Below are 19,807 nucleotides of genomic sequence, written 5' to 3'. Positions count from 1 at the left end.
CAAGTGGCGGCGCGGGCGGTCCAACCCGTGCGCCTGCGCACTGTGATCCTTCGTATCGCGGCGATCCTGCTGGCGCCTGCTCTCCTGTCGGGCTGCATTCCGCTAATACCGGGCGCCGCGCCGGTGCCGCCCGTGCCGCCGACCGCCACCAACGCCGCGCTGATCGGCACACACCGCGGGCCTGTGGCGGCGGGGCTGGGCTTTCGCGATGCCAATGTCCGCGCAGCGCTGACCGCCTTTGCCACGAGCTGCCCGCGCCTTACCCGCCGCACCGACACGAGCGGGCTGACCCGGCCCGAGGACTGGGCCCCGGCCTGTGCCGCCGCCCCCGGCTGGCCGCCGGAAGACGCGGCGGGCTTCTTCGCCCGCTACTTCGAGACCGCCACCGTCGCGCGCGGCGATGCCTTCGTCACCGGATACTACGAGCCCGAGATTGCCGGCGTGCGCACGCGCCAGCCGGGTTTCGACGTGCCGGTCTATGCCATGCCGCCCGATCTGGTCCGCGCGCGGCCGGGCGATGCAGCGCCGCTGCCCGATGGCAGCCGGCCGCTCGGTCGCTATGACGAGACCGGCGGCTTCGTCCCCTATTTCGATCGCACCGCGATCGAGAACGGCGCGCTGGCCGGCAAAGGGCTGGAGATCGCCTGGGTGGCGGACCGCGCCGAGCTGTTCTTCCTGCAGGTGCAGGGCTCTGGCCGGTTGCGCGCGCCCGATGGCACGGTCATGCGGCTCGGCTACGCCGGGCAGAACGGCTATCCCTATACCGGAATTGGCAGCGTGATGCGCGAACGCGGGCTCATCGGGACGGGGCCGGGGCAATACCCCGGCTCGATGCAGGGCATCCTGCGCTATATCCACGAGCACCCCGCCGAAGGCCGCGCGCTCATGCAGCAGAACCGCAGCTATGTGTTCTTCCGCGAGGCGACCGGGGCCGGAACGGTGGGCGCGCTGGGCGTGCCGATCGCGCCGCGCACCACGCTTGCCGCCGACCCGGCCTTCGTGCCGCTGGGCGCGCCGGTGTGGCTGCAGGCCGTCGGACCGGGCGGACAGTCGCTTGGCGGATTGTGGGTGGCGCAGGACACCGGCGGAGCGATCAAAGGGCCAAACCGCTTCGACAGCTTCTGGGGCACGGGCGAAGACGCGCGCACAATTGCCGGCGGCATGCGCGCCGAAGGGCAGGCGCTGATCCTGCTGCCCAAGGGCACGCTGGCCCGGCTGAACGGGCAATGAGAAGTACGCCGCGCGGGCTCAGCCCGGACGAAGCCGCGCTCTGGCGCCGCGTGGCCGCGACGGTAACCCCGCTGCACCCGAAGCCCGCCGTCGCCCCTTCCCCCATCCCTCCTGCGGGAGGAGCCGCGGGTGGGCCTGCCGAAGCACCGCCGCCCCCGCCCAAGCGCGTAAAGGGCCGCGTACCGCCACCGCGTCCAGTCGCCCCGCCGCCGGCCGCGCCGGTGCGGCCGCTGACCGCGCAAGGGCTCGATTCGACCTGGGACCGCAAGCTGACGCGCGGTGCCGTCGCACCCGACGTTACCATCGACCTCCACGGCATGACCTTGAACCTCGCGCATGACCGGCTGAACGGCGGGATCGCGCAGGCGTTGGCGATGGGCGCACGGGTGATTCTCCTGATCGCGGGAAAGCATCGGCCGGTGCCGGAGAACGACCTCAGAGGGGAGCGGCGCGGCGCGATCCGCGCGAAACTGCTCGATTGGCTGGCGGCGAGCCCCCACGCCGGTCAGATCGCCGCCGTGCGCCCCGCCCAGCCGCGCCATGGAGGCGACGGGGCGGTCTATATCGTGCTCAGGAAAGCGCGTTAAGCGATCAGAAGTAGGCGTGCGGGTTCGCTGGTTTGTCCGCGATGGGCGCAGCACATCCCAGTGCTCGACAATCTTGCCGTGCCGGAGGCGGTAGATGTCGGCCACCGTGCCGCCGTTGCCTTGCGCGCCTGCCCGGCCATGGAGGTGGATTACCGCCAGATCGCCATCGACCACGATGCGCTTGATCTCGAAGCGCGATCCATCCTGCCGGAACATGGGCTCCAACGCGGCAATCGCAGCCTCCCGGCCATCGAGGATATTGGCATTGTGCTGGATATAGTCCGCCGCAACGTACGTCTCGAAAGCACCGCGCACATCGCGCTGGCCGTAGAACATGGCAGCGAAGGCCGTGATCACCGCGCGGTTGCGCTCGGTCAGGCTCCGCGGGGTCCTTGCATCGGCAAGCGGCGCGGCGAAAAGGGACACGGTGGCGATAGCAGCCGCAAGGTGGCGCAATCGTGTCACGCCAGTGCTGCCTCTGCAATCCGCCGGTAGATCCGGACGAGAACTTCGAGGTCCTCCACCGCCACCGCCTCGTCGGTCTTGTGCATCGTCGCGTTGGTGAGGCCGAATTCGATCACCGGGCAAAGCGCGCGCAGGAAGCGCGCATCGGAAGTGCCGCCGGTGGTCGAGAGTTCCGGGGCCAGCCCCGTTTCTACCTCGACCGCCGCCGCGACCAGCGCCGATTGCGCACCGGGGAGTGTGATGAACGCCTCGCCGTGCAGCGTTGCGCGCACTTCGGTGCGGTGCTTCGCAGCGATCTCGGTCACGCGGTCGACCAGGGCCTGCCCGGTGTGGTGGTCGTTGTAGCGGATCGAAAGCCGCGCACGCGCTTCGGCCGGGATCACGTTGGTCGCGCGGTTGCCCACTTCGAGATCGGTGACTTCGAGGTTCGAGGGCTGGAACCAGTCGCTTCCCCCGTCAAGCACCAGCGCATCCAGTTCGGCCAGGAGCGCGACGAGGCGCGGGATCGGGTTGTCAGCCAGATGCGGATAGGCGACATGGCCCTGCGCGCCCTTGGCCGTGAGCCACACATTGACCGAGCCGCGCCGCCCGATCTTGACCATGTCGCCCAGCCGGTTGACCGACGTCGGTTCGCCCACCAGGCAGAAATCGGGGACTTCGCCCACTTCGCGGATGTGCGCGATCAGCGGGACAGTGCCGTACTTCGCGGGGCCTTCCTCGTCGCCGGTGATGATGAAGCTGATGGTTCCGGCCTCGGCGGGGATTTGCTCCACCGCGCAGACCATGGCCGCGATCGAGCCCTTCATGTCCACTGCGCCGCGCCCGTAGAGCACTTGGCCGCCAGGTACATCACGCAAGTTGGCCGCGAAGGGCGCGCTCGACCAGCCTTCGCCCGGGGGCACGACATCGAGATGGCCGGCAAAGGCGAAGTGGCGGCTGCCCGGCGGCCCCTTGCGGATGGCGAAGAGGTTCTCGACCGGGCCCTCCGGCGGCTCGCCCGCAAGGAAACGGTGCACGGCAAAGCCGAGTGGGGCCAGCATGGCTTCGAGACAATCGAACACCGCACCGGTGGCGGGGGTGACGCTGGGCGCCTCGATCAGCGCCGAAGCGCGGCTGACGACATCGTTGGGTGAGGACATGATCCCGCCGTTATCCCAGCCCGGCGCGGGAGGAAAGCACCAGCTCAGGCCAGAGCCGCCACATCCCAGCGGGGGATGTCCCAGGGCTCCTCGGCTGCAGCGGCGCGCCAGGCCTCAAGCCATTCGTGGTCCCACACCGCGTCCATGTAGGCTGCGGCGAAGCCCGGCACCGGCACGCCATAAGTGCGCAGCCGCGCCACGACCGGCGCGTAGAAGATGTCCGCCGCGCCGAATGTGCCGAACAGGAACGGCCCGCCCTGCCCGAAGCGCGCACGGGCCTGCGCCCAAAGCGTGAGAATGCGCTCGACATCGGCGCGCACTTCGGCGCTCAGCGGCTTCTCGAACGGCGCGATACGCAAGTTCATCGGCAACGTGCTGCGCAGCGCGCCGAAGCCGGAATGCATTTCCGCCACCAGCGCGCGGGCCATGGCACGGGCATCGTCAGCCTTGGGCCAGTAGCGGTCGCGGCCCACCTTGTCGGCGAGGTATTCAAGGATCGCAAGGCTGTCCCAGACCACGGCATCGCCGTCCCACAGCACCGGCACCTTGCCCGCAGCCGGCGCAAGTTCGGGAATGGTGCGCTTCGTTTCGTCCCAGCCTTCGCCATAGAGCGGGACGACCTGCGTTTCGAAGGCAAGACCGGATTGCTTGGCCGCCAGCCAGCCGCGCAGCGACCAGCTCGAATAGGACCTGTTGCCGATGACGAGTTTCATGGATGCCGCGCCTTGTTCCGGTGTTGTGCGACGCGCTCAGATTGCCGCGTCCTCCAGCACCGCCGCGCGCAGTTCGGCAATGCCAAGCTTGAGTTCGGACGAGGTGACATGGATCCTGGGGAACGCAGCCGTGCGTTTGCGCGCCGCCGCCTCGGTCGCGGCGATGGTGGCGGCAAGCTCGCTCGCCTTGATCTTGTCCGCCTTGGTGAGCACGACGCGGTAGCCCACGGCGGCCTCGTCGAGCATCTTCATCATGTCTTCGTCCACCGGCTTGATGCCGTGGCGCGCATCGATGAGGAGCAGTGTGCGCTTGAGCACGACGCGCCCGCGCAGGAAATCGCGCACCAGACGCCGCCATTGTTCGGTGACCGAAGGCGGTGCCTTGGCAAAGCCGTAGCCCGGCATGTCGACCAGCCGGATCTGGACGGGTTCGCCAACGTCGAAAAAGTTGAGCTCCTGCGTGCGCCCCGGCGTGACCGAAGTGCGCGCGATCGAGGTGCGGCCCGTCAGCGCGTTGAGCAGCGAGGACTTGCCGACATTGGAACGGCCGGAAAAGGCGATCTCAGGCACTTCTGGATCGGGCAGGAACTTGAGCGCGGGTGCGGACTTGAGGAACGTGACCGGCCCCGCGAACAGGCGGCGCGCACGTTCTTCAAGCTCGGCGCGTGCCGCAGCTTCCGCTTCGGTTTCAGACGTCATCGCGGGTTCGGTCATCGCGTCTTGGGCTTGCGCGGCCCGCCCTTGGGTTCCTGCGCCTTCTGCTCACGCGCGGCGACCCGGTCGATATCGAGCTGGTCCTTGCTGGCCTGCGCCTTCAGTTGCGGGTGCTTGCTGTAAAGATATTTCTGCTGCGCGATGGTCAGCAGGTTGGACGTGATCCAGTAGATCAGCAAACCTGCGGCAAACGGCGCCATCACGAACATCATCATCCATGGCATCAAGGCCATGACCTGCTGCTGCGCCGGGTCCATCGCTGCGGGCTGGAGCTTGAACTGTGCCCACATGGTAATGCCCAGCAGGATCGCCAGCACGCCGATCGCAAGAAACGCGGGCGGCGTGAACGGCAGAAGGCCGAACAGGTTGAGCACATGCAGCGGATCGGGCGCGGACAGGTCCTTGATCCAGAAGTAGAAAGGCTGGTGGCGCATCTCAATGGTCAGCGTCAGCACCTTGTAGAGCGCGAAGAAAATTGGGATCTGCAGAAAGATCGGCAGGCAACCGGCGAGCGGGTTCACGCCTTCCGCCTTGTAGAGCGCCATGATTTCCTGCTGCTGTTTTGCCTTGTCGTCCTTGAAGCGCTCCTGGATGACCTTCAGCTTCGGCTGGATCGCGCGCATCGCCGCCATTGATGCGAACTGGCGCTGCGCCACCGGGAACATCATGCCGCGCACGATCAAGGTCAGCAGGATGATCGCGAGACCGAAGTTGTGAACCCCACGGAACAGCGAGTCGAGCAACCAGAAGATCGGCTTTTCGAACCAGCGGAACCAGCCCCAGTCGATCGAAAGCGAGAGGTTGGTGATACCCTGCTTTTCATAGGCTTCCAGAACGCTGTTTTCCTTGGCACCCGCGAAGACCCTGACGGTTTGCCCGCTGGTTTGCCCGGGCATGACTTGCACGCTCGGCCAAACCAGTTCGGCGCGGAACACATTGTCGCCCAGCGAGCGGAAGGCGCTCTGCGCTTTGCTGCCCGATTCAACGGCGAGCGCGGAAAGCCAATAGATATCGGTAAAACCAATCCAGTTCGGCTGGCCCGGCCGCGTTACGACCTTCGATTTGGACAGATCCGTGCACGAGGAGAGAATGTAAACGCCGCCGTCGCATATGTAGCTGACTACGAAATCGACCGTTCCATCGTTGGCCGAAATCGGGCCCGCGTGGATGTTCCAGGTGTTGAGACTGGCGGTTTTGCTGGTCCGGTTGACGAGTGCGAAGGGCTTTACCGAGACCGGCGTGGCCCCGGCGTTGGTGACCGATTGGGTCGCCGTGATCATGTAGTTTGCGTCGATCGCATAGCGGATCGCGAAAGTCTGCCCGGTGGGATTGGTCCAACGCAAGGTGACCGGGGCAGCGGGCGTGAGCTTTGCGCCGTCGGCCTGCCACAAAGTATCCGGCCCGGGTGCGGCGACGCCGTTCTGGCCGAGCCAACCCACTTGCGCATAGTGCTGTTCAGGCGTGCCGGCGGGCGAGAACATCCGCACCGGGGGGCTGTTCTTGTCGAGCTTTTCCCGGTGGCGGGCAAGCGTCAGATCATCGATGAGGCCGCCGGTAAGATTGATCGAGCCCTTGAGCCCGGGCGCATCGACGGCGACGCGGTTACCGGAGGCAAGCGCCTGCGCCACCTGCACCAGATCCCGCTTTTCCTCAGCGATTTCGGCCGGGGCCTGAAGCCCGCCCTCACGCGTCGGCTTGAGCGTTGGGCTGGCGGCCGGCGCACCCGGGGCGGAAGGCGATCCGGCAGCGGCGGGCCCGCCGGCAACCGGCTTTGGCACGGGCGGGTAATAATACCGCATCCCCATGTCCCAGCCGACCAGCATCAGGGCCATGAGCACCATTGCCAGGATCACGTTGCGCTGATTTTCCACTCTGCCTCGCGTTTGTATGTCTTCTTGTGCCGGATGCGGCTTCACGGCACCGGGTCGTGGCCGTGGCCACCCCAAGGATGGCAGCGCAATAGCCGCTTCACCGTCAGCCAACCACCCTTAATCGCACCGTGTTTGCCAAGCGCCTCGATCGCATAGTGCGAGCACGACGGGCTGAAGCGGCAGGAAGGCGGAAGAAGCACCGAGGGACCCAGCTGCCACAGCCGCACCAGCAGAATAAGCAGGCGGCGGATCACTTGCCGCGCGCCTTCTGCTTGCCGGCGCCCTTCCCTCTGGGGCCGCCCCGGCGCGGCGGATCGCCCTTGCCGGCAGCGGCGCGGGCGAGCGCAGCTTCGAGTTCCTGCCGCAAGAGCGCAAAATCGCGCTCGATCCCGTTTTCGCGCCCGATCAGCACATGGTCCGCACCCGCGACACCTTCCGCCGGCAGCACTTCACGCGCGAGCGCGCGAAGGCGGCGCTTCATGCGATTGCGCGCGACCGCGTTGCCGATCTTCTTGGTGACGGTGACGCCAAAGCGCAGCGCGCCATCGGGCCGCGCAAGCGGGTTGACCAAAAGCACGAAACCGGGCCTTGCGACCCGGATTCCGGAATTGGCGGCGAGGAAATCCGCGCGCTTGGCAATGATTCCCAGCCGGGTGCCTACTGCTGCAGCAGTCGGGGCAACCGGTGCGACGGGCGCGTCTGGGATCAGGCCGAAAGCTTCTTGCGACCGCGAGCGCGGCGGGCACGGAGCACCTTGCGGCCGCCGACAGTGGCCATGCGGGCGCGGAAACCGTGGCGACGGGCACGCACAAGATTGCTGGGCTGGAAAGTGCGCTTCATCGGTTTGCTCTTTTCGTTCGAATCAGTTTGGGCGACCCTCGCGCGCAGGCAAGGGGCGGAATCAGGAGCGGGCCGATACGCCGGGATGCCTGCGCAGTCAAGCGCGACGGGCAATCCGGGGCCCCGACAGACCGCCCGTCGAAGCCCAATTCCTCAGCGTAGCCGCCAGGCAGAAAAAAGGCCCGGTCGTTGCCAACCGGGCCTGAAAGTTTTGGGAGAGGATGCCTGAAAGGCCATTTTCATATGCAACTATCTCCCCCTCTTCGCAAGTGCGAAATGAGCCATAACGGTTGCACTTTTTGCATCAGGGTCCCGCAATCCGTCGCAATGGCGGGAATTTCGCTCAATATTACAGCGCCATGACTCCCGGTGGCAGGCGCAATGCCTAAACCAGATAGGCCTATTGGTTGCGCCGCAGCATGCCCCAAGGGGCAGGTTCATTCGATCAATGCGCCAGCAGCAGCGGCACCACGGAGGTATCCAGCAGCTCGCGCGAGACCCCGCCCAGCAGCAATTCGCGCAGCCGACTCTTGCCGAACAGGCCCATCACGATGAGGCCCGCGCCGAGTTCATGCGCCTTGTCCGCGATCATGCGGGAGATCGAACCATGCCTGGCCACCTCGTGAACTTCGGCATGGATATCGTGGCGTGAGAGGTAGCAGGCGGCATCGCGCGCGGGGAAGCTGTCCTCGTGCTCGCGCACCATGAGGATATGGACCGCGCTGGCGAGGGCGAGAAGCGGAAGCGCGGCGCGCATCGCGGCGGCAGCCTCGTGCCCGCCGTCCCATGCCAGCAGGACCGGCTTGTCGAACGTCAGCAGCGGCGCGCCCTTGGGCAGCGCCAGCACCGGGCAGCGCGATCCCAGCGCGACTTCCTCAAGCGCGGGATCATCAAGGCTGGCAACAATGCAATCGGTGAAGCGGGCGGCGGCCGCGACGCCTTCCACCCGGCCCTGGTCGATCAGCACGATATCGAAAGGCACATCCTGGCCCGTGAGGCGCACGTCGAGATCCTTGCCGAGCTGTTCGTCGGCTGCGCGGACCTCGTTGATCACCTCGGCGGAAAGCGCAGCGCCGCCGAAGGGCTCCCACAGCGCCATCTGGGCAAAGGGCGTGGCGATCTGGACCGAGACATGGCCTCGCATGACCCGCGCCAGCGCGAGCGCGGTTTCGACGCGGTCATCAAGCGTATCGGCGCTGTCGGCCGGGCAGAGAATGGAACGCATCAGGATCCTCCATAAGTTTGGGCAGTGCGCCAACCATGATCCCGAAAACAGCAAGGGCACCATGATCCACGTCAATTCGCCGCCCTTGCACCTACCGCCATGCTCGCTATCCCCCGGGTTCGCAAGCAAGGGAGCGGTCAAGGTGGCGAACAAGACTTTTGCAGCAGTGATTTTCGATTTCGGCGGCGTGATCACGTCCTCCCCCTTCGAGGCGTTCAACCGGCTGGAAGCGGAGCGCGGTCTGCCGCAGGACTTCGTGCGCCAGGTCAACGCCTTGAATCCCGACAGCAACGCATGGGCTCGATTCGAGCGGGCCGAGATCGGAGCGGCGGAGTTCGATTCGCTGTTTGCCGCCGAAGCCGCCGCACAGGGTCACTCATTGCCGGGCGGCGACGTGCTCGCGGTGCTGGCAGGCACGGTGCGCCCGGCCATGGTGCGCGCGCTGGACCAGCTGAAGGCCGCCGGTTATCGCATCGCCTGCATTACCAACAATGTGCCCACCGGCCACGGGGCAGGTCTTGCCCGCAGCGCCGACCGCAGCGACGCGCTGGAGCAGATCTTCGCACGCTTCGAACACGTGATCGAGAGCAGCAAGGCCGGCGTGCGCAAGCCTGATCCGCGCATCTATCTGATGATGTGCGAGAAGCTGGAGCTTGCACCGGCAGACTGCATCTACCTTGACGATCTTGGCGTGAACTGCAAACCGGCCGCGCAGCTGGGCATGGCGGCGATCAAGGTGACGGGCGAGGCGCAGGCGCTGGCCGATCTTTCGGCGCTGCTTGCGCTCCCCCTGGGGTGACAAGCCGCGCCTTCGCGCTAGAGAGACGCTGAATAGTACAGGAGCCGGATTCGCGTGGCCAAAAAGCTCTACCCCGATGCCGCCAGCGCCCTTGACGGGCTGCTGCGCGATGGTCTGCTGATCGCCTGCGGGGGCTTCGGCCTTTGCGGTATCCCTGAGCGGCTGCTGATGGCAGTGCGCGAATCGGGGGTGAAGGACCTGACCTTTGCCAGCAACAACGCCGGGATCGACAACGAAGGCATCGGCATGCTGCTGCGCACGCGGCAGGTGAAGAAGATGATCGCCAGCTATGTCGGCGAGAACAAGGAATTCGAGCGCCAGTACCTTTCCGGCGAGCTCGAGGTCGAGTTCTGCCCGCAGGGCACGCTCGCCGAGCGCATGCGCGCGGGCGGCGCGGGCATTCCGGGGTTCTATACCAAGACCGGCGTCGGCACGCTGGTGGCCGAGGGCAAGGAAGCCAAGGACTTCGACGGACAGGAGTATATCCTCGAACGCGGAATCTTCGCCGATCTCGCGCTGGTCAAGGCGTGGAAGGCGGACGAGACGGGCAACGTCGTGTTCCGCAAGACCGCGCGCAATTTCAACGTCCCGGCAGCGACCTGCGGCAAGGTCTGCGTGGTCGAAGTGGAAGAGATTGTCCCCACCGGCAGCCTCGATCCCGATGCGATCCACTTGCCCGGCGTCTATGTACAGCGCCTGATCGTAGGCGCGCCTTACGACAAGAAGATCGAGTTCCGCACCACCCGCAACACGGATGTCGGCTGATGACCAAACATGATGGCATGACCGCAGGCTGGACCCGCGACCAGATGGCCGCGCGCGCCGCGCAGGAACTTCAGGACGGGTTCTATGTGAACCTTGGCATCGGCATTCCGACGCTGGTGGCGAACCATATCCCCGAAGGCATGACCGTGACGCTGCAGAGCGAGAACGGCATGCTGGGCATCGGCCCCTTCCCGCTCGCGGGCGAGGAGGACGCGGACCTTATCAACGCTGGCAAGCAGACGATCAGCGAGCTGCCGCAATCGGCCTATTTCGACAGCGCGCAGAGCTTTGCGATGATCCGCGGCGGGCATATCGACCTCACCGTGCTCGGCGCGATGGAAGTCGCCGAGAACGGCGACATCGCCAACTGGATGGTGCCGGGCAAGATGATCAAGGGCATGGGCGGCGCGATGGACCTTGTCGCGGGCGTCAAGAAGATCATCGTGGTGATGGAGCACTGCGCCAAGGACGGCAGCCCCAAGTTCATCCCCGCCTGCACCCTGCCGCTGACCGGCAAGGGCGTGGTCGATATGATCGTGACCGACCTCGCCGTGTTCGCGCGGGCAGACCACGCCTCGCCGTTCCGCCTTGTCGAACTGGCCCCCGGCGTCACCGCCGAGGACGTCCGCGCCAAGACGACCGCGCACTACGTGGAGTAAGCCCCCATGGCCTACACGCTGATCACCGCCAACCGGAACTATTCGAGCTGGTCGCTGCGGCCATGGCTGCTGATGAAGGCGCTGGGAATTCCCTTCGAGGACCGGCTGGAGCCTTTCACCAAGCCTTCGAATTACGACGAGTTCCGTGCCTTCTCGCCCACCGGGCAGGTGCCGGTGCTGCTCGACGGCGAAACCACGGTGTGGGATTCGCTCGGCATCGTGCTCTATCTGACGGACCGGCACGAAGGCGTCTGGCCGACCGATCCCGCCGCACGCGGCTTTGCGCAGTGCGCGACCAGCGAGATGCACGGCGGCTTTTCGGCGCTGCGCAATGATTGCACGATGAATGTCGGTGTGCGGGTGAAGCCGCGCCCGATGCGCGAGGCGCTGCTGCGCGATGTGGCGCGGGTGCGCGAAATCTTCGAGGAGGGTCTGACGCGCTTCGGCGGCCCGTGGCTCGCGGGCGATGCCTTCACCGTGCTCGATGCGTTCTATGCACCGGTTGCCTGGCGAATCCGCACCTACGGGCTCGACGTGGGCAAGGGGCAGGCCTGGGTCGACCACGTGATCGCGCATCCCGCCATGCAGGAATGGGAAACCGCCGCGCTGGCCGAGGCATGGCGCGAGGTGGGCCATGAGGAAGACCTGCTCTCCTGCGGCGCGATCATCGCGGATTACCGCAAGGCCTAGTCCTTCTCGTTCGCCTTCTCGCGCGCGTTGAGATTGGCCCAGAGGCCTTCAGTGCCCGCTTCCATTGCGTGGTTCACATATTGGGAGGCAGCGAGCCAGCCCTTGAAGGGGCGCATCGATGCGACGCAGCCCACAACGAGAACTGGCACCGACGTGAGCGCGTGGACCCACCACGGCGGATCGAACCGGACCTGCACGTAGACCACGACGAAGACCAGCGGGAGCGCGGTGAGGCATAGCGCAAAGAAGGCGGGACCATCGTCGGTCTGCGCGTAGCCGAAATCGAGGCCGCAGCTATCGCAAGTCCTGGCGAGTTTGAGCCAGCCCGCGAACATGTGCCCCTTGCCGCAGCGTGGGCACTTGCCTTGCCAGCCGCAGCGCAGGATCCACGCAAGCTTCGGGTTCGAAATCAGAGCCATGGCACCGCCGTTAGACCCCGGCACCCGCGCCAGCAACCGCTTAGTGATCTGCGGCTGCTGCCATCTGGGGGCCCGCCATCGCAGGCTTGCCGGCCTTGACGAAGAACAGCACCGGAATCGCCGCCCAGCACAGGAGACCCATCAAATAGAAATCGTTGAGATAGCCGATCATCGCCGCCTGCTTGTTGACCATGCCATCGACCACCCGCATCCCCGCTTCCGATACGCCGCTGAATGCAGTGATGCGATCGAGATCGAAAGGCGCGCTCATCCGCGTGATCCGTGCGGCCATTTCCGCGTGGTTCACCTGCACACCCCGCGCCAGCATGAAGGTGCATACCGCAATGCCGATCGAGGCGCCGATAGAACGCATAAGGTTGGTGAGCCCTGCGGCATCGGTGCGCAGTTCGGGTGGCAGGGTGGCAAAGGCGATCAGGTTGACCGGCATGATCGTGAAGCTGATGCCCACGCCCTGAATAAGGCCAGTGATGAAGATCGGCGTCATCGGCATAGAGGGCGACCAGCCTGCCATGAGCCAGAGCGACCAGCCCGAAAGCCCCATGCCAATCGTGAGCGCAATGCGCGGATCCATCTTGGTGATCCACTTGCCCAGCAGCGTGATTGTGACCAGCAGGCCCAGCCCGCGCGGAGCGAGCAGCCAGCCGGCATCGACTGCCGGATAGCCGTAGATGCCCTGGAGCAGCCCCGGCAGCAGCGCGAGCACCGCCATCATCACGCAGCCGATCAGGAACATGAACACGAGGCTGGCGACGAAGTTGGCATCGGAAAAGAGGCGCCCCGGGAACAGCGGACGTTCTGTGGTGAAAAGGTGCACCATCGCCATCCAGCCGGTACAGGCCCAGATCACGGCGTAAGTCACGACTTCCACGCTGCCGAACCAGTCCTGCGAGGGGCCGCGATCGAGCATGAGCTGGAACGAGGCGAGCGCCAATGCGACAAGCAGCCACCCGTTCAGATCGATCGGGCGATGAATGGCCGGCTGGCGCGGCAAGAGCCACCACAGCACGAGGCCCGAGGCGATCCCGATCGGCACGTTGATGAAGAAGACCCAGCGCCACGAATAGCTTTCGGTGATGTAGCCACCGAGCAAGGGCCCGGCGATGGGCCCGAGCATGACCCCCTGGGTGAACAGCGCCATCATCTTCGGCCGTTCCTGCGCGCTGCTGGCATTTAGCATCACTGTCTGCGCGAAGGGCGAAAGAAACGCGCCGCCCACGCCCTGAACCACCCGGCAAGCAACCATCTCCTCGAGGTTCTGCGCAAGGCCGCAGAGGATCGATGCGGCGGTGAACGCGGCTACCGAAAGCGTGAACATGGTGCGGATTCCGAACCGGTCCACCAGCCAGCCGCCCAGCGGCAGCGCGACGGCGGAGGCCAGCACATAGCTCGTCAGCACCCAGCTGATCGTCTCCTGCGTGGCGGAGAGCGAGGCTTCCATATGCGGCAGGGCGACATTGGCGATGGTGGTGTCGAGCACCTGCATGATCATCGCGGCCATCACCGCTGTAAAGACGAGCGGGCGGTGCCTCACCAGCATTGCCGGCCCTTGGGCGCCTTGCGGCGCGGGGTTACTTGTCGCCGACATGCACCGTCACGTTCGCGCTGAGGCCTGCGATCAGCGGACGATCGCCGCTGGACGAATCGATGGCGATGCGCACCGGTACGCGCTGGGTGATCTTGACCCAGTTGCCGGTGGCGTTCTGCGCAGGGAGGACCGAGAATTCCGAGCCTGTGCCTGCGCCAATGCTATCGACATGGCCCTTGAGCTTGAGGCCGGGATAGGCGTCGAGCTTGACCTCGGCAGGCTGACCGGGGCGCATGCGGGCAAGATCGGTTTCCTTGAAGTTCGCCTCTACCCGCGCGCCGCCTTCGCGCACGATCGAAAGCATCGGTACGCCGGTAAAGACCATCTGGCCGATCTGGAGCCGCGTGACTTGCGTGACGCGGCCCGAGACCGGCGCGCGCACCACGGTGCGAGAGAGATCAAGCGCGGCCTTGGCGCGCGTGGCTTGCGCAGAGGCGACTTGCGGATTGAGCCCGGGCACCTGCGCACCGGTGGCTAGCTGGGCCTCAGCCTTGGCGACTTCAGCCGAGATCGAAGCGAGCCTGTCACGCGCGGCCGCAACCGCGTGGACCGCCTCGTCCATGCGCGCGCGGGTGTTGAAGCCCCGGTCGAGCAGCGCCTTTTCGCGGGCATACTGCGCTTCGGCGAGCGCGAGATCGTCGCGCGCGCCGGCGATATCGGCCGCGTTCGCGCCCACGTCGGCCTGCAGCGCGGTGATCCGCGCCTGCGCACCGGCGATCTGCGCATCGGCCTGCTGCATGGCTACCTGATAGGAAGTCGGATCGATGCGGAACAGAACGTCGCCGGCCTTGACCTGCTGGTTCTCGCGCACGTTTACCGCCACGATCAAGCCGTTCACCTCGCCCGCGATCGAGACAATGTCCTGCTTCACGTAGGCATTGTCGGTCGAGACCTCGCCGGGATGCCCGAACCACCAGGTGAGCGCCCCGCCCACGATGAGCGCAGGCACAAGCAGCATGACAACGAGCCGGAGGCGCCGCACGCGCGTGGCCGAACGGCGCTCGTCGGTCGAGGCACCGGTCTTGAAGGGATCCGCCTCAGCCATGGGCAAGTGCTCCTTCGCTGGCGGTTCGCTCGGGCGGCGCATCTTCGAGCAGGTTGGCGCGGACGCGTTCGAGGAGCGCGAGCAGCAGATCGCGCTCGCCCGCCGCAAAGCCTTGCAGTGCCTCGTCAAAGACCTCGGTCGCGCAGCCGAACAACTCGTCGAGCAGCGGTGTCGCCTCGTCAGTCAGGAACAAGCGCCAGGCGCGGCGGTCATTTGGATCGGCGCGGCGCTCGACCATGCCAGACTTCTCCAGCCGGTCGATCATGCGGCCCGCCGTGATCGCCTCCACTTCCAGCCACTGCGCGAGCGCGCCCTGGTTGATCCCCGGGGTGCGCCGCAGCGCGGCGAGCATGCGCCATTGCGGGCCGGTCACGCCGAAGCGGCGGCTGACCACATCGAACCGTTTGCGCAGGAGGCGGCTGACGTCCGAAGTGAGGAACGCGATGTTGTTCTGCATGGCATGCACATAATAACTATGCTTATTATAGTCAAGATAGGCTAAAATGGCAGGTGACACCAAAGGGAACCCCTTCGACAAGCCCGATCCGCCCCGCTAGGAATGCGCCGGGGGAGAAGAGGCGGATGAACGCAGGCGCAGGCGAACAGGTGCCGGAAGGCGGGCGGGCGAGCCTGTCCTCGCGCGTGGTCAAGCGCGCTCTTCTGGGTTTTTACCGGATGCAGGGCTGGAAAGCCGTCGGCACGCCGCCGCCGGGCGGGCGCTACGTCATCATCGCCGCGCCGCATACCTCGAACTGGGACTTCGTGTATTTCCTCGGCCTGGTGAACGAGCTGGGGATCGATGCGCACTTCATGGCCAAGGACAGCCTGTTCCGCTGGCCGATGGGCGGCTTCATGCGCGACATGGGCGGCATCTCGATCGACCGATCGGCCCGCCACAACGTGGTTGAGGCGATGATCGCCGAGTTCGCCCGGCGTGATCGTTTTGCGCTCACCATCGCGCCCGAAGGCACGCGCAAGGCGGTGCAGCAGTGGCACACGGGTTTCTATCACATTGCGCTCGGCGCGCAGGTTCCGATGGTGGTTGGGCTAATGGACTATGGCCGCAAGGTCGGCGGGCTCGGTCCCGCGATCATGCCGACGGGCGACTACAGGGCAGACATGCGGCAAGTCGCCGAGATCTACCAGAGCGTGACGCCCAAGCACCCGGAGCGCGGGATCAAGGACTTTGCGGGGATGTTCGATGCTTGAAGGGTTGATCGTCAATGGGCTGGCACTGGCGGTGATGATGGCGCTGTTCGCATGGACAGCGGCGCGGATCGAGGATGTGAGCTTCATCGATGCGGTGTGGGGCGCCGCGATGGCGGTTCTTGCCGCATCGGCCTGGGCGCAGGCCGCTGAAAAAGGCCCCCGCGCGAGCCTGATTGCCGCGATGGCGGTGATCTGGGGCGCGCGGCTTGGCTGGCACCTCTACACCCGCTGGCGCGCGCACGGCGAGGACGTGCGCTACGCCCGGATGCTGGGCAAGGCGCGCAAGGCAGGCAAATATGGCGCGGCGGCGGCGCGGGTCTTCGCGGTGCAGGCCGTGCTGCTATATGTAACCTGCCTGCCCGCGCAGCTTGGCGTGCTGGCCTCGGGCTCGGCGCAGATCGGCCCGCTGGCCATGGCTGGCGGCGCGCTGTGGTTCCTCGGATTTGCATTCGAGACCATCGGCGACTGGCAATTGACGCAGTTCCGCGCTGACCCGGCCAACAAGGGGCGCGTGCTCGATACCGGGCTCTGGCGCTATACCCGCCACCCCAACTATTTCGGCGATACCTGTGTGTGGTGGGGGATCTGGCTGGCGGCGAGCGAGGCCGGACTGCCGGTGGCGCTTGCCTCGCTGGCAGGGCCTGTATTCCTGACGTTCACGCTGACCCGCTGGTCGGGCAAGCCGCTGCTGGAGAAGGGCCTCGTCCAGCGCCGTCCAGACTATGCCGAATATGTGCGGCGCACTTCGGGCTTCATCCCTTGGCCGCCCAAGCGCTGAAACCGGCAAAGCCGCTCGCTCCGGACCGGCTTGAACGGATACTGGGATGGGCCGCGATCGCGCTGCTCATCGCCGCGCTGGCCGCTGCGGTGCGCGGTCATGCCGACTGGGGCACGGTGCCCCTCGCCATCTGGATGCACCTCGGCACCGTGCTGGTCGCGCTTTCGCTCACCCCGGTGATCCTGTGGCAAAAGCGCGGCACGCGCCGCCACCGCATGCTTGGCTATGTCTGGGCCGAAGCCATGTTCACCTCGGCAGTGGACAGCTTCTGGATACTCGAGACCAATCACGGCCATTTCAGCGTGATCCACCTTCTGAGCGCCTTCGTTGCGGTGCAAACGCCCAGGCTGGTGCTGACGGCGCGGGCGCACAACCATGCCGCACACCGGGCCACCGTGCGCGGGCTGGTGATCGGCGGACTGCTGACGGCGGGCGCGCTGACCTTTCCGTTCCACCGCCTGCTGGGGCGCTGGCTGCTGGGATAACCGTCAGCCGCCGGCGTCGATCGTCCGGGCGTCGCGCGGCACATCGATCAGGGCCTTGCTGCGGAACAGGCTTTCGAACGCCTCGATATCGGTCGGTCCGGTCACCGCATCGCGCCCTGCCTTGAACACAGTGAAGCCGTCGCCGCCGAGCGCGAGGAAACCGTTCAGGGTCACCCGGTAGCTGGCGGCGGGATCGAGCGGCTTGCCGTCCAGCGTGATCGCGGTGATCCGGCCGCCGATCGGCTGGCGGCGATCATACTGGTAGACGAACCCTGCGGAGGGCGCGAGCACCTGCTCGGGCCCGATCGCGTCGAAGCCCTGTTCGAGCGCCGCCTTGATCTCGGCGCCGGTCAAGGTCTCGGTCACGAGCGCGTTGCCGAAGGGCTGAGCGAGGTAGATGTCGCCGAAAGTGACGGTGCCGTCCGCCGCCGGGACCAGCGCGGCGCGCACCCCATAAGGGTTCATGAAGGCGATCCGGGCACCAGCGCTGCGGGTCGCGGCGAGCTGCGCATCGGCGATGAGATGGGCCAGCGGCCCGCCGGTGCTGCCTGCGGGCGCTTCGCCTCGGTCCGCCGGGCCCGAGAGCTTGCCCACCGGGCGTGTTGCAAAGGCCTTCGCGGCATCGACATAGCGCGCAACATAGGCGGCGATATCCGCGCGAGGTGTATACTGCGGGGCGAGCGGCGAGAGCGCGACCGGGCCCTTGGCCGATGTAAACGGCTGCGACTGCACGATCAGGTTGCGCGCGCTGCGCGCGGCGACCCGGTGCGAGGCAGGATCGATGGTCAGCGTGATCTCGGTCAGCTCCTTGCCATAGAGCCCCGCGCTCGTGAGCAGCACCGGCCGCGCCGGATCGGCGCTCGGCAGCTCGCAGATATAGTCGGCATGGGTATGGCCCGAGACAACCACGTCGACCCCGGGTGAAAGGCGCGCGAGGATCGGCAGTATCTCGCCATCAAATCCTGCGCAGCCATTTGGATCGGGCGCGCCGCTCTGTTTGCCGCCCTGATGGATCAGCACGATGATCGCATCGGCCCCTTGCGCCTTGAGCTTCGGAACCTCGGCGTTGATCGTGTCGGCCTCGTCTGCGAAGGTCACGTCCGCGATCCCTGCGGGATTGACGAGCATCGGCGTGCCCTTCAACGTAAGGCCGATCACGCCGATTTTCACCTGGGCCGCGCCGCTGCCGAATGCGCGGATCGCGCTAGCAGGAAGCAGCGGCGTACCCGAGCCTGTCAGCGTGCTGGCGGCGAGATAGCGGAACCGCGCACCGGCGAAATGTTCGAGCTGGCACGGCTCGCGCGCGGTGAGCTTCTCGCAGCCCCCCGACTGCATGCGCAGCAGCTCCTTCGTCCCCCGATCGAACTCGTGGTTGCCCACGGCGGCATAGTCGAGCCCGAGGCGGCTGAGCACTTCAATCGCCGGTTCATCGAGGAACAAGGAGGAGGCAAGCGGCGAGGCGCTGATGAGATCGCCCGCCGCCACGGTGAGCGAATAGGTGTGGCGCGCACGCAAGGCATCGAGCGCGCTGGCGAGCCAGGCCGCACCGCCCGCCGGGACCTGCGCGGCGCCGCCCTGCCCGTCCGGGATGGCAACGCTCTGGCGCGGGGGTTCGAGATTGCCGTGAAAGTCGTTGAAGGCCAGCACGGCCACATCGACAGGCCCGATACTCGATGCGCCAGGCGGCGGCACCGAGGCGACCACGCCGCTGCCATGCGGCGCGGCGCAGCCCGCGAGCAGCGCGGTGAGCGCCAGCCCCCCGGCCAGCGCCCTGTGGCGCCACAATTCGCCTAGGTACATCGGGGTCCTTCCTTACTTGTTTCCGACGTTGAGCGCACTGGAATCGACCAATTGCCATGGGCTCGATTGAAACCGGGCGCGTCAGTCCCTAGAATGGCACAAAGGCCTCCCCGGCGACAGGATCCTAGCATGGCACGCCCGCATAGCGATATCGAAGCCGCACAGGCGCGTCTGGTCGCGGTGGCCTGCGCTCTGATCGAGGAGCGCGGCGGGCAGGCGCTGACTATGCAGGAAGTCGCGGTCCGGGCCGGCATGTCGCCAGGGCAGGTCCTGCGCTATTTCGAAAGCCGCGAAGCGCTGCTCGAGGCCGTGGCGGAATACTGGTTCCGCCCCAAGGTTGCGATCATGGAGGAGGTGGTCTCCAGCGAGTTGCCGCCCCGCCGCAAGATGTACGAGTTCTTCGCCCGGCGGTTCGTGATGATGCGCGACGCCTATCGCGCCGATCCCGTGGCGCACGAGATGTATGTCGAACTCGGCAACGAATACTTTGAGCAAGTGCGCAGCTATGTCGATCTGGCCGATCACTATCTCAGCATGATCATCGCCGAGGCGATGGGAGAGGGCTTCTTCGCCGGGCTGGACATCGACATGACGCTCAGCCTGATCAACCAGATTGTTGCGCCTTACTGCAACATCGGCGTGATGGGCATGCTGATGGACAGACTGACCGAGGAAAAGCTGGCGCGCATCATCGATGCCGCGTTCGATGGGCTTTCGGCGCAAGATCGCGGGGCCAAGGGCGTTACCGGGCTACGCGCGGCCTGATCC

At 66.3% G+C, this 19,807-nt stretch carries 23 protein-coding genes and 1 pseudogene; 10 read left to right on the top strand and 14 right to left on the bottom strand.

What is annotated here, in order from left to right; translation table 11 throughout:
- The first annotated feature begins 27 nt into the window (after positions 1–27).
- Both WCL10_RS11840 and WCL10_RS11835 read left to right on the top strand, forming a co-directional pair.
- Complete coding sequence (locus tag WCL10_RS11840) at positions 28–1,230, top strand: murein transglycosylase A (protein WP_336895849.1); 1,203 nt, start codon at positions 28–30, stop codon at positions 1,228–1,230.
- Positions 1,227–1,817 carry a Smr/MutS family protein gene (locus WCL10_RS11835; RefSeq protein ID WP_336895848.1) on the top strand — a complete coding sequence of 197 codons (591 nt, stop codon included), beginning with the start codon at positions 1,227–1,229 and terminating at the stop codon, positions 1,815–1,817. Before WCL10_RS11840 ends, WCL10_RS11835 begins: the two co-directional genes overlap by 4 nt.
- 111 nt (positions 1,818–1,928) lie before the next feature.
- Here the strand turns inward: WCL10_RS11835 and WCL10_RS11830 are convergent.
- The 9 genes and pseudogenes from WCL10_RS11830 to WCL10_RS11790 form a co-directional block, all read right to left on the bottom strand.
- Positions 1,929–2,153 (bottom strand): annotated as a pseudogene (locus WCL10_RS11830) (nuclear transport factor 2 family protein); the annotation flags it as partial.
- Positions 2,154–2,278: 125 nt separating this feature from the next.
- Positions 2,279–3,421 (bottom strand): succinyl-diaminopimelate desuccinylase, encoded by a 1,143-nt coding sequence (dapE, locus tag WCL10_RS11825; RefSeq protein ID WP_336895847.1) that lies wholly within the window; start codon positions 3,419–3,421, stop codon positions 2,279–2,281.
- Between the two features lie 44 nt (positions 3,422–3,465).
- Complete coding sequence (locus WCL10_RS11820; protein WP_336895846.1) at positions 3,466–4,134, bottom strand: glutathione S-transferase family protein; 669 nt, start codon at positions 4,132–4,134, stop codon at positions 3,466–3,468.
- Positions 4,135–4,170: 36 nt separating this feature from the next.
- Positions 4,171–4,848, bottom strand: a complete 678-nt coding sequence (yihA, locus tag WCL10_RS11815; RefSeq protein WP_336895845.1) for a ribosome biogenesis GTP-binding protein YihA/YsxC — start codon at positions 4,846–4,848, stop codon at positions 4,171–4,173.
- A complete protein-coding gene (yidC, locus tag WCL10_RS11810; RefSeq protein WP_336895844.1) occupies positions 4,845–6,719 on the bottom strand; it encodes a membrane protein insertase YidC in 1,875 nt (624 codons plus the stop codon). The genes yihA and yidC overlap by 4 nt, the downstream gene beginning before the upstream one ends.
- A 41-nt stretch (positions 6,720–6,760) precedes the next feature.
- Positions 6,761–6,973, bottom strand: coding sequence for a membrane protein insertion efficiency factor YidD (yidD, locus tag WCL10_RS11805; protein WP_336895843.1), 213 nt, complete (start codon positions 6,971–6,973; stop codon positions 6,761–6,763).
- The gene (gene rnpA / locus WCL10_RS11800) at positions 6,970–7,320 is read right to left on the bottom strand and encodes a ribonuclease P protein component (protein WP_336895910.1); all 351 of its coding nucleotides are present in this window, start codon (positions 7,318–7,320) and stop codon (positions 6,970–6,972) included. Before rnpA ends, yidD begins: the two co-directional genes overlap by 4 nt.
- A 104-nt stretch (positions 7,321–7,424) precedes the next feature.
- The gene (gene rpmH / locus WCL10_RS11795) at positions 7,425–7,559 is read right to left on the bottom strand and encodes a 50S ribosomal protein L34 (RefSeq protein ID WP_054123767.1); all 135 of its coding nucleotides are present in this window, start codon (positions 7,557–7,559) and stop codon (positions 7,425–7,427) included.
- A gap of 445 nt (positions 7,560–8,004) precedes the next feature.
- The gene (locus tag WCL10_RS11790) at positions 8,005–8,784 is read right to left on the bottom strand and encodes a universal stress protein (protein ID WP_336895842.1); all 780 of its coding nucleotides are present in this window, start codon (positions 8,782–8,784) and stop codon (positions 8,005–8,007) included.
- A 142-nt stretch (positions 8,785–8,926) separates the two neighbouring features.
- On the opposite strand from WCL10_RS11790, the gene WCL10_RS11785 reads away from it, so the two are divergent.
- The 4 genes from WCL10_RS11785 to WCL10_RS11770 are packed head-to-tail and all read left to right on the top strand — an operon-like array spanning position 8,927 to position 11,697.
- Positions 8,927–9,583, top strand: coding sequence for an HAD-IA family hydrolase (locus WCL10_RS11785; RefSeq protein WP_336895841.1), 657 nt, complete (start codon positions 8,927–8,929; stop codon positions 9,581–9,583).
- A 54-nt stretch (positions 9,584–9,637) separates the two neighbouring features.
- A complete protein-coding gene (locus tag WCL10_RS11780; protein WP_336895840.1) occupies positions 9,638–10,348 on the top strand; it encodes a CoA transferase subunit A in 711 nt (236 codons plus the stop codon).
- Positions 10,348–11,007, top strand: a complete 660-nt coding sequence (locus WCL10_RS11775) for a CoA transferase subunit B (RefSeq protein ID WP_336895839.1) — start codon at positions 10,348–10,350, stop codon at positions 11,005–11,007. The genes WCL10_RS11780 and WCL10_RS11775 overlap by 1 nt, the downstream gene beginning before the upstream one ends.
- A 6-nt stretch (positions 11,008–11,013) precedes the next feature.
- Complete coding sequence (locus WCL10_RS11770; protein ID WP_336895838.1) at positions 11,014–11,697, top strand: glutathione S-transferase family protein; 684 nt, start codon at positions 11,014–11,016, stop codon at positions 11,695–11,697.
- Here the strand turns inward: WCL10_RS11770 and WCL10_RS11765 are convergent.
- From WCL10_RS11765 to WCL10_RS11750, 4 genes are read right to left on the bottom strand one after another with little or no spacing between them, the layout of a single operon-like run.
- Entirely contained in the window at positions 11,694–12,116 is a 423-nt protein-coding gene (locus WCL10_RS11765) for a DUF983 domain-containing protein (protein WP_336895837.1), read from the bottom strand. The two genes, WCL10_RS11770 and WCL10_RS11765, sit on opposite strands and share 4 nt — an antisense overlap.
- 40 nt (positions 12,117–12,156) lie before the next feature.
- Positions 12,157–13,674: a DHA2 family efflux MFS transporter permease subunit gene (locus WCL10_RS11760; protein WP_336895836.1), complete on the bottom strand. Its 1,518-nt coding sequence runs from the start codon at positions 13,672–13,674 to the stop codon at positions 12,157–12,159.
- Between the two features lie 31 nt (positions 13,675–13,705).
- The gene (locus WCL10_RS11755) at positions 13,706–14,767 is read right to left on the bottom strand and encodes an HlyD family secretion protein (protein ID WP_336895835.1); all 1,062 of its coding nucleotides are present in this window, start codon (positions 14,765–14,767) and stop codon (positions 13,706–13,708) included.
- Positions 14,760–15,224 carry a MarR family transcriptional regulator gene (locus WCL10_RS11750; RefSeq protein WP_336895834.1) on the bottom strand — a complete coding sequence of 155 codons (465 nt, stop codon included), beginning with the start codon at positions 15,222–15,224 and terminating at the stop codon, positions 14,760–14,762. Before WCL10_RS11750 ends, WCL10_RS11755 begins: the two co-directional genes overlap by 8 nt.
- A 125-nt stretch (positions 15,225–15,349) precedes the next feature.
- Here WCL10_RS11750 and WCL10_RS11745 point away from each other — a divergent pair, with 125 nt between their 5' ends.
- From WCL10_RS11745 to WCL10_RS11735, 3 genes are read left to right on the top strand one after another with little or no spacing between them, the layout of a single operon-like run.
- A complete protein-coding gene (locus tag WCL10_RS11745) occupies positions 15,350–15,976 on the top strand; it encodes a lysophospholipid acyltransferase family protein (RefSeq protein WP_336895833.1) in 627 nt (208 codons plus the stop codon).
- The gene (locus WCL10_RS11740) at positions 15,969–16,754 is read left to right on the top strand and encodes a DUF1295 domain-containing protein (protein ID WP_336895832.1); all 786 of its coding nucleotides are present in this window, start codon (positions 15,969–15,971) and stop codon (positions 16,752–16,754) included. The genes WCL10_RS11745 and WCL10_RS11740 overlap by 8 nt, the downstream gene beginning before the upstream one ends.
- Complete coding sequence (locus WCL10_RS11735) at positions 16,736–17,239, top strand: hypothetical protein (RefSeq protein ID WP_336895831.1); 504 nt, start codon at positions 16,736–16,738, stop codon at positions 17,237–17,239. The genes WCL10_RS11740 and WCL10_RS11735 overlap by 19 nt, the downstream gene beginning before the upstream one ends.
- A 3-nt stretch (positions 17,240–17,242) precedes the next feature.
- On the opposite strand, the gene WCL10_RS11730 is transcribed toward WCL10_RS11735, so the two are convergent.
- On the bottom strand, positions 17,243–19,039 hold the full coding sequence (locus WCL10_RS11730) for a bifunctional metallophosphatase/5'-nucleotidase (RefSeq protein ID WP_336895830.1): 1,797 nt from the start codon (positions 19,037–19,039) through the stop codon (positions 17,243–17,245).
- 129 nt (positions 19,040–19,168) lie between these two features.
- On the opposite strand from WCL10_RS11730, the gene WCL10_RS11725 reads away from it, so the two are divergent.
- Positions 19,169–19,804, top strand: coding sequence for a TetR family transcriptional regulator (locus tag WCL10_RS11725; protein WP_336895829.1), 636 nt, complete (start codon positions 19,169–19,171; stop codon positions 19,802–19,804).
- Positions 19,805–19,807: the final 3 nt, after the last annotated feature.

Source organism: Novosphingobium sp. (genome assembly GCF_037133355.1).
GTDB lineage: Bacteria > Pseudomonadota > Alphaproteobacteria > Sphingomonadales > Sphingomonadaceae > Novosphingobium.
This window is presented reverse-complemented; position numbering and strand designations above follow the sequence as displayed.